The organism is Butyrivibrio sp. AC2005, assembly GCF_000424145.1.
Lineage (GTDB): Bacteria > Bacillota > Clostridia > Lachnospirales > Lachnospiraceae > Butyrivibrio.
In genome coordinates this window covers 53,411-69,085 of sequence record NZ_AUJI01000010.1, presented here as the reverse complement: position 1 = coordinate 69,085, position 15,675 = coordinate 53,411, and the positions used below count along the sequence as shown (strand labels likewise).

10 protein-coding genes are annotated in these 15,675 nt (G+C 41.3%); 5 read left to right on the top strand and 5 right to left on the bottom strand.

Annotated features, from left to right (window positions below; all coding sequences use genetic code 11):
• Positions 1 to 34 precede the first annotated feature (34 nt).
• Positions 35 to 1,207, bottom strand: coding sequence for a DUF3048 domain-containing protein (locus G602_RS0101850; RefSeq protein ID WP_044930830.1), 1,173 nt, complete (start codon positions 1,205 to 1,207; stop codon positions 35 to 37).
• 120 nt (positions 1,208 to 1,327) lie between these two features.
• Positions 1,328 to 2,407: a GGDEF domain-containing protein gene (locus G602_RS0101845; RefSeq protein WP_026657375.1), complete on the bottom strand. Its 1,080-nt coding sequence runs from the start codon at positions 2,405 to 2,407 to the stop codon at positions 1,328 to 1,330.
• 114 nt (positions 2,408 to 2,521) lie between these two features.
• On the opposite strand from G602_RS0101845, the gene G602_RS0101840 reads away from it, so the two are divergent.
• Complete coding sequence (locus tag G602_RS0101840; RefSeq protein WP_044930829.1) at positions 2,522 to 3,469, top strand: phospho-N-acetylmuramoyl-pentapeptide-transferase; 948 nt, start codon at positions 2,522 to 2,524, stop codon at positions 3,467 to 3,469.
• A gap of 150 nt (positions 3,470 to 3,619) precedes the next feature.
• Here the strand turns inward: G602_RS0101840 and G602_RS0101835 are convergent, their stop codons facing one another.
• On the bottom strand, positions 3,620 to 5,290 hold the full coding sequence (locus G602_RS0101835; RefSeq protein WP_026657373.1) for a putative bifunctional diguanylate cyclase/phosphodiesterase: 1,671 nt from the start codon (positions 5,288 to 5,290) through the stop codon (positions 3,620 to 3,622).
• Positions 5,291 to 5,538: 248 nt separating this feature from the next.
• Between G602_RS0101835 and G602_RS24805 the strand changes: the two genes are divergently transcribed.
• Positions 5,539 to 9,051 (top strand): glycosyl hydrolase 115 family protein, encoded by a 3,513-nt coding sequence (locus tag G602_RS24805; RefSeq protein ID WP_049945000.1) that lies wholly within the window; start codon positions 5,539 to 5,541, stop codon positions 9,049 to 9,051.
• A gap of 32 nt (positions 9,052 to 9,083) precedes the next feature.
• Here G602_RS24805 and G602_RS0101825 read toward each other — a convergent pair whose 3' ends face one another.
• Both G602_RS0101825 and G602_RS0101820 read right to left on the bottom strand, forming a co-directional pair.
• On the bottom strand, positions 9,084 to 10,223 hold the full coding sequence (locus G602_RS0101825) for a glycoside hydrolase family 88 protein (protein ID WP_026657372.1): 1,140 nt from the start codon (positions 10,221 to 10,223) through the stop codon (positions 9,084 to 9,086).
• Positions 10,220 to 11,755 (bottom strand): lipopolysaccharide biosynthesis protein, encoded by a 1,536-nt coding sequence (locus tag G602_RS0101820; protein WP_026657371.1) that lies wholly within the window; start codon positions 11,753 to 11,755, stop codon positions 10,220 to 10,222. The genes G602_RS0101825 and G602_RS0101820 overlap by 4 nt, the downstream gene beginning before the upstream one ends.
• 65 nt (positions 11,756 to 11,820) lie before the next feature.
• On the opposite strand from G602_RS0101820, the gene G602_RS0101815 reads away from it, so the two are divergent.
• The 3 genes from G602_RS0101815 (at position 11,821) to G602_RS0101805 (ending at position 15,675) form a co-directional block, all read left to right on the top strand.
• The gene (locus G602_RS0101815) at positions 11,821 to 12,879 is read left to right on the top strand and encodes an NAD-dependent epimerase/dehydratase family protein (RefSeq protein WP_026657369.1); all 1,059 of its coding nucleotides are present in this window, start codon (positions 11,821 to 11,823) and stop codon (positions 12,877 to 12,879) included.
• A gap of 87 nt (positions 12,880 to 12,966) precedes the next feature.
• Positions 12,967 to 14,067 carry a DegT/DnrJ/EryC1/StrS family aminotransferase gene (locus tag G602_RS0101810; protein WP_026657368.1) on the top strand — a complete coding sequence of 367 codons (1,101 nt, stop codon included), beginning with the start codon at positions 12,967 to 12,969 and terminating at the stop codon, positions 14,065 to 14,067.
• 18 nt (positions 14,068 to 14,085) lie between these two features.
• Positions 14,086 to 15,675, top strand: coding sequence for a DUF6056 family protein (locus G602_RS0101805; protein WP_026657367.1), 1,590 nt, complete (start codon positions 14,086 to 14,088; stop codon positions 15,673 to 15,675).

Here is a 15,675-nt window from a genome sequence, read left to right as displayed (position 1 = left end):
CTTCCCCATAATGAGGAAGGCTTTACTGATTATATTACTGAATAACGAGCTGATCCCATGTATCTGCGGGAACAAGAGCGATATATGTCTTACCGTTGTTTATCTCGAGCTCATTTGCCTGTGAATCAAAGAACTGAGTCTTTACAAGTTCACCTGTCTTTGTCCATACGATATCTGTTGCCTTACCGTTTGTGCAGTAGTAACCGGGCTGGTTGATATCAATACAGTTGTAGATGAGGTAACCGTGATCATCAAGCTGAGTGAAGGTACATTTCTGAAGAATTACGTTCTTAAAGGAAAGAACAGCACCGTCTTCTCCATCCTTGTGAGGATTACCATAATCATAATACTCGTATTCTTTTGTGGATTCATTATATACAAGCTTTGAGCTGTTGTGCTCGAAAGGAATGATATCGATTGTATTAGCGTCTAAGCACTTAGCGTAGCCCTTGTCCTCAAGATTGATCTCGTTGCCCCAGGGTGTGAAGTTAAAGTGTGACTCCTGAATACCGTCAGGTGCAAATTCGTTATAAGTTGTTGAGAAGCTGCTTCCGGAGAAGTTGTTCTCAAGGTCGCCTGCAAGGATGTACTCTGTGTACTCTCTCTTCTTACCGTTGTCTACACGGGAGAAGGTTCCTGAGAAGTGGTTTGTTCCCCATTCCTTAGCAAGGTAGGGGTCGATGTGAACCTTAGGGCCACCATCGTGACAAAGTACTGCGTTCCACTCAGCTGCAAGAATAATGTTTGTAGGACGTGTACTACGGATGGAACCAAGCTGTTTTAAAGAACCCCAATCCTTCATAAGACACATAAGACGGGTAATTCTTCCGTTCTGAGTACTGTTCATCATCTCATATACAACATCACATTCTGAAATACCGAAGTGAGGAAGAGCGATAGATTCATTATCTACCATTGCGGCGATAGGACGCTGATCCTTGATTGACTCACTGATGGGCTCACCGGTGAGCTCACTTCTGTACATACCTTCAGGAATCTCTGCTGATACAATTTCGGGCTCAGCTTCAGCGGGCTCTTCTGTTGTCTCCTCTGCTACAGGTTCTTCCTCAGCAGTATCTCCTTCGATTGACTCCCAGGAAAGACCCTCAGAAGAATCCTCTGCAGGCTTCTCCTTGCCACAGCCAACAGCAGTAGTAAGCATCATTGTTACAAGCGCAATGCTTACAATACGTTTATTAAATTTCATAATATAATTCCTCCTTAAAATGTGTTTGGGTGACACATCTTTCTTATTTTAACAGAAAAGACATAAAGGAAAAAGCCTGTTTTTAAAATTTATAAAAACAGGCTTAATAACATTTAATAATTATGAAAAATCTCTTCGCTTACGGTCTGCGGCCTCTATTAACATTCGCAGTTCATCCTCGTCTCTCGGAGTGCCGTGAGAATAGCCGCTGGTATAATGAATAGGTTTATTTAGTTCAGGGACACTAAGGGTTGCCATATTTCTTTCCCAAATGGAAAGGCGCTGAAGGGCATCACTTAATTCAATATCCTGAAGAATGATAAGGAAGGAATCCGAACCATATCGGTAGGAATGGCTCTCTGTGAGATGCGTTTTTATGCAGCTTCCAACCTGTCCGAGAATGGCATCGCCGGTACTTTGGCCGTATTCTTCATTTATCTTCTTGAATTCGTCCAGATCAAGCATAACTACGATGATGTGATGATTCTGATAGGAGGTGAAATCATCTCTCAGCGCATATCGGTTTTTCATGTCGGTTATATTGTCATGTACAGGCACATTCTGCAGCATATCGTTCATGGTTTCTATACGGTGGATACGTTCAAGCTCAGTGGCCTGCATCTTATATTTGTTAAAAGAACCTACCAGAGTGAGAAGCGCAAAAATAAAATAATTTAACAGGCTTATCTTCTGTGCACCATCATAGGAATGCAAAACCAAATAAAATATTAAATAAGAACCCCAAATCAGGATTAAACCGGTTACAGGTGGCAACAGAATAAAATTAACAAGACAGAAAATAATAGCAAAGAAAATAAACATCTGTTGACCATGTGAATATTCATAGAATGAAGAAACCATTCCAAAAACCATGAACATCAAAAAGTAGGCAACATAGATATTTTTATAAGTACTAAAGGGATGCTTTAAATCCTTAAGCGCGTAATGGCTTGTTAATAGTGCCAAAGCACTGACAACTATTGAATAGATAGCACTGGGAACTATAAAGGGTTCATAAAGCATTGCCTTGTTAAAAAGGAAATAGTATACAAGAACCAGAAATTCAACGGTTGTAAAAGCCAGCGCTATATCGTGAGTAGATTTGAGATTCTTGCGATATAAGCCCTCTTTAATAGAAGGATGTATATATGGATTCATATAATTTTTGAATCTTGTCCAATTCTCAGAAAAAGTTGCCATTCGTCCTTACCTTCGCTAATATAATGATGCGGGCATATTTTTAAGCCAAAGAAAATTATACCATGAATATGCAGTCTACTGTATAAAAATAAACATGAGACGGGAGATTTTGTAATGCTTTATGAATTATTGATTGGAAGATTTACACAGTTTCAATTATCGGCTATCAGTATGATAGCAGCTTTTATAATCACGTTTTTAACTCTGAATATGAGGTTTTCATTTCTTCCTCAGGATCAGGGCAGGGCATTTGCGATTAATGGAGCACTGTCCAAGGGTAAGCTCAGAGGAGTAGGGCTGGTATTTGTGATAGACTTTATACTACTTTCAGTACTCTTTCTGCCTTTATCTGTGGAATTTCTTATATATTTGGGTCTGACCTTCCTTATAATGCTCAGCGGATACATGGATGATGCTTCGGAAAAGCCATGGAATGAGTATAAAAAAGGTCTGATAGATTTTGTGATATCTGTGGCTACAATGGTCACGTTTTTATCTCAAAATGATACTAAAGTTAATTTTCTGGCCTTTGAGTTTTCTATCCCATACCCGGTATATTTTGTGCTGGGAGTAATTCTTATATGGATTGCTATCAATGTTACAAACTGCTCGGACGGAGTGGATGGCCTTTGTGCCTCACTGGTGATAGTTACGGTTATGTCCTTTAAGATAATGTTTTCCGAGAATCTTGGAAGCATGGGGACAGCAGCACAGATTTTGTGTGCAGTGCTTTTGGCATATCTGTACTTTAACTGCTCGCCCAGCTCCATGCTTATGGGGGATGCGGGATCAAGAGCTTTGGGATTTTTTATAGCTCTTCTTGCAATGAAATCATCACATCCGTTCGCATATCTGATGCTCTCATTGGTTCTGATAATTGACGGAGGTCTGGGACTTCTTAAGATATCGCTTATAAGATTTTTAAAGCTTCATGTTATGTCCAATTTAAGGACGCCTATTCATGATCATATGAGGAAAAACCTGGAATGGTCAGATACTCAGGTGGTTATAAGATTTATAATAATTCAGGTCGTGATATCGGTATTGTTTGCGGCGCTATAATTGTATTGCTGAACAATATTTACCTGTTGCAACTAAAAAAATAACTTGAATGAAAAGCCCCATACACTATATGCCCGATTTAAATCGATTATGCTTTTAGCAACGAGATTGAAATCGGGCATATAGTGTATGGGGCTTTGGATTATAAGTTTATTGATATACTTTATTTTTCAGGCGCTCTTCAAACTCATCAAGCGTAAGAGGCTTGTCATAATAGAATCCCTGAACGATGTCACAACCGACTTTTTGCAGAAATTCAATCTGATCCTCTCTTTCGACACCTTCCGTAATTACCTCAATGTCGAGTTCCTTCGCCATATGGATTATATTTTTCAGAACTATTTCATCACGCTTGGTAAGTGTGTCATTGTCTATAAATGACTTGTCAATTTTGATAGTGGAGACAGGTAAATCTCTTAATATTCCAAGTGATGAATATCCTGTACCAAAATCATCTATTGAACTTGCAATATTCATTCCGTTCAACTTATTAAGAAAGTCGGAGATAAGTCCTTTTTCTTTCTGGGTGGCTGTTTCCGTAACCTCTATCTGAATATATTTAAGATCAATGTCATACTTCTTTGTAATTTCCAGGATTTGATCAGCAAGCTGTTCTTCAGCAAGATCGCTCCTTGAGAAGTTCACGGAAACCGGTACGGGCTCGATGCCTTTATCAATCCAATGGCGGATAGTACGACATACTTCCTCCATAACATAAATATCAAGACCGATGGAATAGCTGTTTTTTTCCAAAACGGGAACAAACTCAGCAGGATAGACATATTCTCCCTTACACAGCCAGCGGGAGAGTGCTTCTGCCCCTACAAGAGTGTGGGTTTTGGTATCAACTTTGGGCTGATAATAAACTTTAAATTCATTATTTAAAAGGCCGTCTTCAAAACGGTCTTCAATTTGCTTTTCACGATAGACCTTGGTGCTCATTTCCTTTGTGACGAACAGGAAGGGCTCGCCTGATAAAGATCTGGCAACGCTGCAGGCTATGGAACTTCGACCTATTATCTGTCCAGGAGCCTTTAAGGAATCATCAATGTCATATACACCAGCTATGGCACTTATGAAAACAGGAAGCTGTTCTCCGTCACGAATACCGTAAACCTCTGTTTTTTCAAGGAGCTTAAGGAAGTCTCCTGTGCGTTCCTTGCGAATGAGAGCAACGAAATTATCGCCTCCAAGGTGGCCTATAAGCTCGTCTTTCCTGCAGAATTCAAGCAGGACTCGGGCATATCTTCGGATAATATTATCGGTTTCTTCACTGCCAAAGCGCCTGTTTATCAGACCGAATCCTTTAAGGTTAAAATAATAGGAATTATAGTTTTTTATCTCGCCGGCAACCATTTTTCTTGTGGCAAATGCTATAAAACCACCGGAATTGGGAAGACCTGTAAGATATTGGGTAAGTGAACTTTTCTGAACAAGCTCTACGAGTCTGTAGCGGCCCATGTGAATCAGAAAAACTCTGACAGCAGACTGAAGGAGTTGTCTTTCTTCTTCGCTCCAGTTCGTTTCGATAGGAGCGTAAACATGAGCGGAAATTGTGCCGTTTTCAAAGGTGCGCTGCGATTCTTCAAGCCATACTATCTCTGTGGCTGAATCGGAATCCATCTCGCCTGAATAAACAGTCATATGCCTGGCTTCGCCGGTGGGCATCTGCTTGGTTTCGGGAATATTCATATCAAATACAACCTGAGAAATGTTTAGAGATGGCCCAATAATAGAAAAGGCTTGCCCTGCAGCTTCAAGGGTGTTTTCTGACTCTGAAATAATCTGAATGAATTTGTCTAAAAGTTTAGATTTACTCATGTATGCTCACTTTTTTGCAGGGTTAAGTGCGACCATTTCTATTGTCCTACAAAACTAAAATTAAAACAAGCAATTATTTTGATGTTTTAAGTAAGCTTTAATTATCCGTCATTTTATACAATTTAGCGAAAAACAATTCAGCAAAAGGTGCTATTATACAAAATTATAAAAAATTGATAAACTATTAATAATCACAGTTTATGAAAATTTAACATTGGTAGTAACCAAAATCTCATGGGGGGAGAGTTATGGGTATAACTATCAGGCAGTACACGTCGGTCGTAGTGACGATCAGTGAGCGAGAATCCGAAGCGGTCAAACTTGCGGTATCGAATCTTATCCGCGATTTCAAAAGAGTGCTTCAAATAAATACAGAAGTTTATGATCCCGATTCCCAGCAGATACTGGTGGGTACAGTTGGTGTGTGTGAAGACTTCGAGGAAGAGGATCTTGTCGGTCTTTTCAGTTCTCATGGCAGAAGGCGAAAGGAAGCCTACGTTATAAGAGACAGAAGAGGCAGGCTTGTTATAGCCGGATCTGACAGGAGAGGAACCGTTTTTGGAATTTATGAGTTTTGCAGAACGGTTTTAGGGGTTTCGCCATGGTATTTTATGGCGGACGTACCTATTCATCCTAAAACAGAAATTTCTTTGCCGGACGATTATCATGTTTCGGATCACCCTAGTATAGAATACAGAGGAATTTTTATAAATGATGAGGAAGAGCTTGATCATTGGGCTCAGCGTTATCTTGGCGAGACGACAATAGGTATCAAGACCTATGAGAAGATTTTTGAGCTCATGCTAAGGCTTAAGATGAATTATATTTGGCCCGCAATGCATGTTAATGCTTTTAATTCCAACCCCGAAAATGCAAGGCTTGCAGACAGGATGGGGATCGTAATAGGAACCTCTCACTGCGATATGCTTATGCGAAGTAATAATAAGGAATGGAGACCCTGGCTTGAGAAAAAGGGATATGGCGGGGTTCCTTATGACTTTACTGCTTCTGAGAAGAGTCGTGATGCGATTATTGAATATTGGCAGGAAGCTGTTGAGCAGAACAAGGATTATGAGGTTACCTATACCCTTGGCATGCGCGGAATTAATGATACTGAACTTGAGCCGGTTGGCCTTGCGGGACTACGCGGTGATGAACTTAGAAATGCAAAGATAGAGCTTTTGGAGGATGTAATACAGGCTCAGGAGCAGATACTTGAAAATACACTCGAGAACGTACCGATGAAGATTTTTGTACCTTATAAGGAAGTGCTCGAGTTATATGACAACGGATTGAATATTCCGGATGATTTTACTCTGATTTGGGTGAATGATAATTACGGACATGTAAGACGTTATCCTAATGAAAATGAGAAGAGACGTAAGGGTGGGAATGGTCTTTACTACCACAATTCATACTGGGCACCTCCGGGAGCTTCGTATCTTTTCCTGTGTTCAATTCCGCTCTCCCAGACCAGAAACGAGCTTAAGAAAGCATACGAAGAGGGTATCCGCAAACTGTGGGTGACTAATTTTGGTGCGATAAAACCGCTGGAACAGCAGATGACATACTACGCTCAGCTTGCCTGGGATATTGGAAAAACAGAGACTATTTGTGCAGACGAAGTCGAGTTTCTTGCTAAATGGATAGATGAGACCTTTAGCGGACATCATGGAAAGAAGCTCGCACCTATGCTCGTGGAATTCGACCAGCTTACAAATGTCAGGAAGGTTGAGCAGATGGATGTGGATACCTTTTCACAGACAGCGTATACCGACGAAGCTGTCAGCAGAATCCATCGCTATGAGTATATGTTTAAGACAGGTAACCGGATTTACCATTCGCTTCCTGACAATGAGAAAGACTCATTTTTCCAGCTTATTCTTATGAAAATACACGCAGCTTACTATACCTATGCAATGTATTACTATGCAGACAGGAGTAATCTGTGTATAAAACAGGGCAAAACACACAGTGCGGCTGACTATACAACAAGGTCGCTTGCATTTGATCATGCAAGAAGAAGTATGCTGTACTATTACAATCATGTGATGGCCGACGGCAAGTGGGACGGCGTTATGACACCTGAGGATTTTCCACCCACAAGAACGGCGATGCACCCTGCGTGTAAACCGCCCATTGATAAATCAGAGGATCATCTGATTGTTACCTGTCAGAATGAGGAAAACGCTCTGACTTTTGTTAAGCCTGTGGAAAAATGGTTTGAGATAGCAAATGCCGGTGAAAATGAGATTGTCGTAACAGTAGATCTGCCCTCCTGGCTTAGAGTTACCGATGACAGTATGGCTCATTTGGAGGGACATGGGGACATCAGGATAAACGGAGAGGAAAGACTTCTCCTTGAGGTTGATTGGAACCAGGTTTCCGACATGATAGAGCAGATGACCAAAAAGGGTGAAGTTAAATCGGACGACAATGTTGTTTCGATAAAGGATTCCATCCATGTCATGGCGCTAATGACCGGTGAAAGTCATGTTATTCCCGTTGAGGCAAAGCTTTTCAGAGGAATAACCCTGCTTGGACAGGGGAATATTGTATTTCCTCCGCATATGGAAGATGACGGAATGCTCAGAATAGAGGCTGATATGGTCAGGGATCTTTCCGGTGCGTGGGTAAGAATTCCTAATCTGGGAAGACAGAGGGGATCCCTTGTTGAAGCAAGAACAGAGGGGGCAACCCTGACATATGAAGTTACGGTTACCAGTGAAGGCGCGTTTCTGTTAGAGCTTCACAGATTCCCTTCATTAAATTCCGTAGGAAGAATCAGGATTGGTGTGTCTGTTGATGAGAACCCTGTGGAGGTTGTGGAATCAGAGGCCAATGATGAATACAAGGGCGAGTGGAAAAATAATGTAAGGAACAATGTAGACAAGCTGTATCTCAGGCTCCCAAATATTAAGCCCGGTTCACACAGAATTATATTCCATGCCATGGATAAGTATTTCTCTTTTTCAAGATTTGTTATTTATACAAGAGAACGTCAGGAAAACAATCTTGGAATCAGAGGTGGAGATTTAAGGCTTCCGCTTCCTTTTGATGCAGCAGGCTTCTGTTGGGACTTTTATGGAAAAGAAGCATACGAGCTTCCGCCAAGACCTGTGTATTATGCGTTTAGGAAACAGAAAGGCAATTGTTTTGAGATTGGTGAGCATATGGAGTTTCTGCCGCATTATGGCTCACCGGTTCCTGCAAGAGAAATAGTTGCAAAGGGTGAACATACTGCGATTGAAAAGGACGGAAGAATTCTTATAGAAGCTGCGTCTGCCCTGAACCAGTCGAAAGCAGCTTTTGCAGAGGGTGAAGGATGGGATTATTGTAATGCACCTTCACATGGTGAGACGGGACTGGCAATGTATATCAGGGATGAAAATGCACTGAGAAATTATAGGGAGACAAGCTGGGGCGGAGCCAGTGCTATCAAGAAAGCGCCATCCCTTCATTACAGCATAGAAACAAGGGGAGGAACCTACAGAATCTGGGGAAAAATTCTCATGTGGGATGCTGACAAAGCCCATTTCACAATTGGGGTAGATGATAAGATATATTCAGAACAGGATTTATACGGTGGCCAGTCTATCTGGAGATTCTCTGCAGAGAATATATGGAGATGGGTGCCGCTTCTGGATGTTAAACTAAGAGGTGGAAGGCATACCCTCAGATACTTCTCATTATCTGCAGGAATAAGGGTTGAGCAGTTCTACCTGACTGCAACTGATGAGCTTCCTCCTGCAATGGTGTGAATTCCTTTTTAGTGAAGCTGACGGATAAGGGGTTACAGAATACTAAGGAACGCAAGCGTGCATCCCTGCCCCCAGGGATAATGACCATATACCTGTCTGTGCACAGCAATATCTTCACAGCTGCTTAATGACTGACCTACAGAGCCGTTTTCGGTGTTTTCGAGGAGAAATTCCCCGGCACCCTGAACGGCTTTTTGTACCTGTTCCGATAAATCGGCAGCATGTGAATGGAACATACCTCTCTTTAACCAATTAGCCATTGAATAGGCAATCATAGCAGTAGCAGAGGTGTCAGCCTCTCCTTCAGTAGCCGGAAGAAGCCATGAAAAGCCGCCGTCAGGTCTTTGGTATTCCAAAGTGACCTTGATAAGGCTGTAGAATTGAGACATCAGTTTATCCATAGTGCTTTTTAGAATTGAATCTTCAATAGGGTTACTTTTGTGATTTTCTTCCCTATAAATGTTTGACAGGATTTCAGAATATCCCATCATAAGCCAGCCGACTGCGCGTCCCCATCCGATGATACCTGCTTTTTTATCCTGGGACAGAGAAAATGCATGGTAAGGAAGCCCTGACTTTTTGTCAAAGCCATCTGCATGAAAGGCTAACAGCTGTTTTGCGGCAAGGGCAATGGCATTTCTTTTATGAAAAACCGTGCCGTACCTGGCAAGGAACATGGCGGATTGTCCTGCGCCGTCTGCGTAGATAAGATCATTGCCCTTGGAAGGATTATAGATAATACTTTCCTCGGAATTTTTGGGCGCCTGAGCAAGAAAATTAGCAATCATGGCAGCTCCGTGATGATAGCGCTTATCGCCTGTGGATTCATATAATTTGATCAAAGCCATTCCGGCAACGGAATCATCGACAAAGCCAGCCTGCTCGCCATTTTTAATCCATTTATCCAGATACTCACAAAGGATATTTTTCATCTCGTCCCTGAACTCCTGTGAAATGAGCTCAGATGCGGTGTCAGAGGGAGACAGAGATGCTTCGGATAAGCCAAGCATCAGCATTCCTGCAGGCCAGAACAGGGGATCCCTGTTAGTAGTTGCTCTTTTTAATGCTTTCCTGGCAACGTCTTTTAATGCATCTTTTGCAGTATAGTTATTTATGGTAAGGAGATCGTTTTCGGTGACCTTTATGATCTGTTCCATGATTTCTTTATTCATGCTCTTCCCAACTTTCTTAATACTATGCCCTTAAGATATGAATACTCTTCTGTGTTGTGGAATATAATCCAGAAGATTCCATTGAAAATAACGGTAACGATTATGATCATAATTCCGAAGGAGATAATTGTAACATCCTTCATGATGAATGTTCCGATAAAATAAAGCAGTCCAATGATTGCGACTTCCGTGATTATGTATTTGAGGCTGTCAATGAAATATGATGCAGCGCTTCGGTCAAAGCAGACTTTATAAATAATAATCGGCTTTGTGATATTTGCTATGAGCCCTGATACAACGGTTCCGATATATATACCTGCCAGGCCGATTTTTTGAACCAGAACTATGGATATAACAAGATTTACAACTCCCTGTATGATGGCCAGGTATTTGTCCTGCTCAAAAACTCCTGCCGCGGTTTTGAAGTTTGAAAGAACAATTCTGTCGCCTTTAAAGTAATAATCCGTCAAAAACAGGTAGACCGCAAAGGTGCTCAGCATCCATTCCGGACCGTATTTTTTTACAATCCACAGATAAATGAGTGGCTGCAACAGAATAAAGAATCCGCAAGCTGAAAAACCGTAAACCCATGATGCAAAAAAACGATAAATCTTAAAGGATTTAAATTGTTTTTCCTTAGACTCTGTAGCTATAAGGTTACCAAAACCGGAGATGACGGAGTTGAAAATAATATTAACAAAATTGGCGATGGTTCCGGTGACCATAGTATAGTTATCAACATGACCGGCAGCTTTAACCTCTATAAACGAGGAAATTATAAGCGTATCAGTCTGAAGTCTTGCAACATCTCCGACCTTGTGCATGACAAGCGCCCGGGTTTTCTTCCAAACCTCATCATGCTCATCCTTTGTAAGGGGAGTTATATTTTTGTCTGTAAGATAAGGATATAACTTGTTCAGATAACTGTTTACAAAAATCTTCTGTATCAGCTGAACAGCCGCATCTGTCAATAAGTACAGATAGAAATTCGGGATAATCAGAAGTATTAATATCTGGAAAAATACAGTTACTATTTTTGTGATTGTATTTATGTTGGTCTGTATATAGTTTTTCTGCTCTGCATTTACAAGACTGTATTTGTAAGAAACGAAATAAGTGCTAACAGTATTAAACAAAAAGATGAGATAATAGAATCTGAGGTCGCTTGGAGCAACATCTCCGGAATTTTTTGCCAGGTATTTAAGGAACGGAACCAGAGACAGGCCTATTACAGCAACGACAATGGCGATAGTATGGTATGCCTTTCGATACATCTGCATATAGGATTTGACTTTTTCCGTATCGCCCTTAGCAACCGGGGCATATAAACTGAAATTAAGAGCAGTACCTATTCCCAGTTCTGCCATTGACAGAAGTGATAGGATATTGCTATAGAGTGCATTGACGCCAAGGAGAGTCTCTGCAAGTCGATGAATAAAGATTGTGCGCAGAATGAAGGACATCAGCGCGGTGCATAGTTGCCCTACGTATCCAAATGTTATATTTTTGGCAGCGAGCTTTGTTCTGCCCATAAATTGACCTCCGGGACTTTTTTAACTATCATGTTATTATATCATTTTAAGGAGAATTTTTAGCAATGAAAGAAAAAAATGTAAAACTTAATGGTAAAACCGTCCTTATTACAGGCGCTGCCGGATTTATCGGTTCGCATCTTGCAGTAAGACTTCTTGATTCATTTGAAGATATAAAGGTAGTCGGATATGACAATGTAAACGATTATTACGATGTAAGACTAAAGGAAGAGAGACTGGAAAATCTTTCTAAATATGAAAACTTTATATTTGTTAAGGGAGATATTGCTGACAAGGCAGCAGTGGATGCTGTTTTTGCACAGTATAAGCCTGCGGTTGTTGTAAATCTTGCGGCTCAGGCAGGTGTCCGTTATTCAATTGAGAATCCCGGCGCCTATATAGAGGCAAATGTAATCGGATTTTACAACATTCTTGAGGCATGCAGACATTCAGATCCCAAGGTAGAGCATCTCGTATATGCATCCAGCTCAAGTGTTTACGGCGGAAACACAAAGCTTCCTTTTTCAACAAAGGATCAGGTAGATCATCCGCTTTCACTTTATGCTGCCACTAAGAAATCAAACGAGCTTTTTGCTTATTCCTACAGTAACCTCTATGGTATGGCTACAACAGGTCTTAGATTCTTCACGGTTTATGGACCTATGGGACGTCCGGACATGGCATTGTTCCTCTTTGCAGATAAGCTTCTTAAGGGTGATACCATTCAGATCTTCAATTATGGTAACTGCAGAAGAGATTTTACTTATGTAGATGATATCGTTACCGGAGTTGTTAATGTTATGCAGAGTACACCCGATGAGGATGAGAAGGGTAACAGATATAAGGTTTATAACATTGGTAATCACAATCCTGAGAACCTCATGGATTTCGTTGATATTCTTCAGAAGGAGCTCGTTGCTCACGGGTGTCTTCCGGAAGATTTCGATTTCGAGGCACATAGGGAACTGCTTCCCATGCAGCCCGGTGATGTAGAGGCAACTTTTGCGGATGTTGATGATCTTATGAATGATTTCGACTTCAAGCCGGATATGCCTCTTAAGGAAGGTATACACCGCTTTGTTGACTGGTATGCAGGATACGTTAAACGGAGAGATAACATTTAAAAGGCTGATATTTTGAAGATTGAGAATACTATAATAAAGCCTTCCCCTAGGGGGAAGGTGTCAGCGAAGCTGACAGATGAGGGGACCATGGATAAAATAATGCAGAGCCGCATGGATCGCGGATTCTTTAAGCATCAGGACGAATACGAAGCAAAGGCGCTCGAGGTGCTCCGCTCAGGCTGGTATATTCTTGGTAAAGAGGTGGAGAGCTTTGAGAAGGAATTTGCTGCTTATGTAGGCACGAATTATAGTGTAGGACTAGCCAGCGGTCTTGATGCCCTCTGGCTTGCTTTCAGGGTTCTTGGAATCGGCAAGGGTGATGAAGTCATAGTTCAGGGAAATACATACATAGCCAGTGTTATGGGAATAACCATCAATGACGCTACACCTGTTTTTGTAGAACCTGATGAATATTATCAGATAGACGTGGATAAGATAGAGGAGAAAATAACAGATAAAACCAAGGCTATATTGGTAGTTCACCTCTACGGACAGTCTGCGAGAATGGACAAGGTTCAGGAACTCTGCAGAAAATATGATCTGAAGCTTGTGGAAGATTGTGCTCAGTCTCATGGAGCCTGCTTTGACGGAAAAATGACAGGAAGCTTTGGAGATATAGGATGCTTCTCTTTTTACCCGTCAAAGAATATGGGGGCGTTTGGAGATGCAGGGGCAATAACAACAGATGACCCCGAGCTTGCGCGTCTTATGAAAATATATCGTAATTATGGTAGTGAGAAGCGCTATCATAATATGGTCGTGGGTGCTAACTCAAGACTTGATGAAATGCAGGCAGGACTTTTAAGAGTCCGCCTGAAATATTTAAATGAGATAAATAACGAAAGATATCAAATTGCCGGGAAATATGCTAAGGGCATAACCAATCCGCTCATTATCAAACCGCAGATTTGCGCCGGTGCTACCAGTGTATGGCATCAGTATGTGGTCAGGATAAAGGAACGCAGGGATGAATTTATGAACTATCTTGCAGAGAAAAACATAACAACCATAATTCATTATCCTATTCCACCGCATCTTTCTGAGGCATATAATTATCTTGGATTTAGTGAGGGGGCATTCCCTATCACGGAGAGTTATGCGAAAGAGGTAATTTCACTACCAATTTATTCAGGAATGACTGATGAAGAGCAATCGTATGTTATTGATTGCATCAATTCATTTAAATAATCTTATTCGGAGCAGAGCATGAAAAGGAATATCAGGCTAAAAGCACTAAGAATAATTCTGTTTCTTGTTAATGTAGCAGCTGTTCTTCCCATACTTATCGTGGCTTTTTATAATGTGCCGTCTGCAGATGATTTCAGTATGGCCTTTGAAGTTCATGAAGCTTACTCTTCGGGAGGCTTTTTGCCAGCACTGATCAAAGCTGTATATATGGGAATTTGGTATTACTTTAACTGGACCGGGGTATATTTTAGCAATACACTTACTGCGCTTGCACCGAGTGTGTTTGACGAACATTTATATTTCCTTGGAACATGGAGTGTCCTGTCCATGTTCGCTCTGGGATTGTGGTACTTTTTAAAGCAGCTTCTGACGGGCATTCTGAGAGTGGAAAAACATCTTGCGGGATGCATAACAAGCATTATGTTTTTTATGCTGGTTCAGTGTATGCCTGTGGGAGCTTCCAGGGTAGAGGGCTTTTTCTGGTATAGTGGGGCAATTAACTATCTTTTCATGTTTGGTTTTGCCCTTTTGTGGCTTGGTATTATACTCAAGCTTGCAGGCGCCGAAATTGTTAAAGGTTACATGGTGCCTGTGTTGTCTGTGATGGGATTTCTTCTGGGTGGAGCAAATTATATGACCTCCCTCAGTCTTGGAATAATATCGGTTTGTATTTTAATAGTATCAATAATATCAGGTGTTTCTGAAAATGCTCCTCTTGAAAAACAGATCGAGTATAGAAAACATGTGATAGTAACAATTGCCGAGAGATTTACCGGGCTTAGAAGAGTGTATATTCCTGCTATATGTCAGCTTGTAGGTCTTTTGCTTTCGGTAATTGCCCCCGGCAATCGTGTAAGATCGGCTTCTTCTGTATTTAATCCGATAAAGGCAGTGCTGATGGCGATTTATTACACTATGGATGCCATGCTTGGCAAATGGCTGACATGGCCTGTAATTATTCTTCTGGTATTTTTAATTCCTTTTTTATGGAAGGCAACAGGACGCATTAAGAGATTTTACGGATTTGAGCATCCGGTGATTTTTACGGCATTCTGTTTTTTGCTGACGGCAGCGTCCATAACACCTCCGATTTATGCCACAGGCAATATTGAAGCAGGAAGAATACAGGCTTTATTTTTTATGCAGGGGATGCTTCTTTTGGTTCTGATCATAGGCTATATGTGTGGGTGGATCAGATATGTGATTAAGCCCGCTAAACTTATTGACGGAGATGCTCTTGCAAAGAGAAAACCGAAGGACCTTTTGGAGGACGCTTTTCTCGGTCAGCACGCAACCAGGGTTGTGTTTGCTGTTTCCGCAGCATTTATAGCCGGGTCGCTTCTTGCGGTTAAGCCTGATCCTGATTTGTATACTGCTACCACTGCTATGGTGGATGTTATTAGCGGAGAAGCATCACGCTACAGAAACGAGTTTGATTCAAGGCTTGAAGTGCTTAAGGATGATGGGGTAGAAGATGTTGTACTGACTCCTTACTCCGTTCAACCTCACCTTCTGTTCTTTTCGGATATTACCAGGGATGAAAAGGATTGGCTGAACCAGGCTATGGCTGAATACTATCACAAGAACAGGGTGGTTATTAAAGACTAA

Coding starts and splice junctions, on each gene's coding strand:
- G602_RS0101845 (WP_026657375.1), bottom strand. CDS start 2,407: ATGGCAACTTTTTCTGAGAATTGGACAAGATTCAAAAATTATATGAAT.
- G602_RS0101815 (WP_026657369.1), top strand. CDS start 11,821: ATGAAAGAAAAAAATGTAAAACTTAATGGTAAAACCGTCCTTATTACA.
- G602_RS0101810 (WP_026657368.1), top strand. CDS start 12,967: ATGGATAAAATAATGCAGAGCCGCATGGATCGCGGATTCTTTAAGCAT.
- G602_RS0101805 (WP_026657367.1), top strand. CDS start 14,086: ATGAAAAGGAATATCAGGCTAAAAGCACTAAGAATAATTCTGTTTCTT.
- G602_RS0101840 (WP_044930829.1), top strand. CDS start 2,522: ATGCTTTATGAATTATTGATTGGAAGATTTACACAGTTTCAATTATCG.
- G602_RS0101850 (WP_044930830.1), bottom strand. CDS start 1,207: ATGAAATTTAATAAACGTATTGTAAGCATTGCGCTTGTAACAATGATG.
- G602_RS0101825 (WP_026657372.1), bottom strand. CDS start 10,223: ATGAATAAAGAAATCATGGAACAGATCATAAAGGTCACCGAAAACGAT.
- G602_RS24805 (WP_049945000.1), top strand. CDS start 5,539: ATGGGTATAACTATCAGGCAGTACACGTCGGTCGTAGTGACGATCAGT.
- G602_RS0101820 (WP_026657371.1), bottom strand. CDS start 11,755: ATGGGCAGAACAAAGCTCGCTGCCAAAAATATAACATTTGGATACGTA.
- G602_RS0101835 (WP_026657373.1), bottom strand. CDS start 5,290: ATGAGTAAATCTAAACTTTTAGACAAATTCATTCAGATTATTTCAGAG.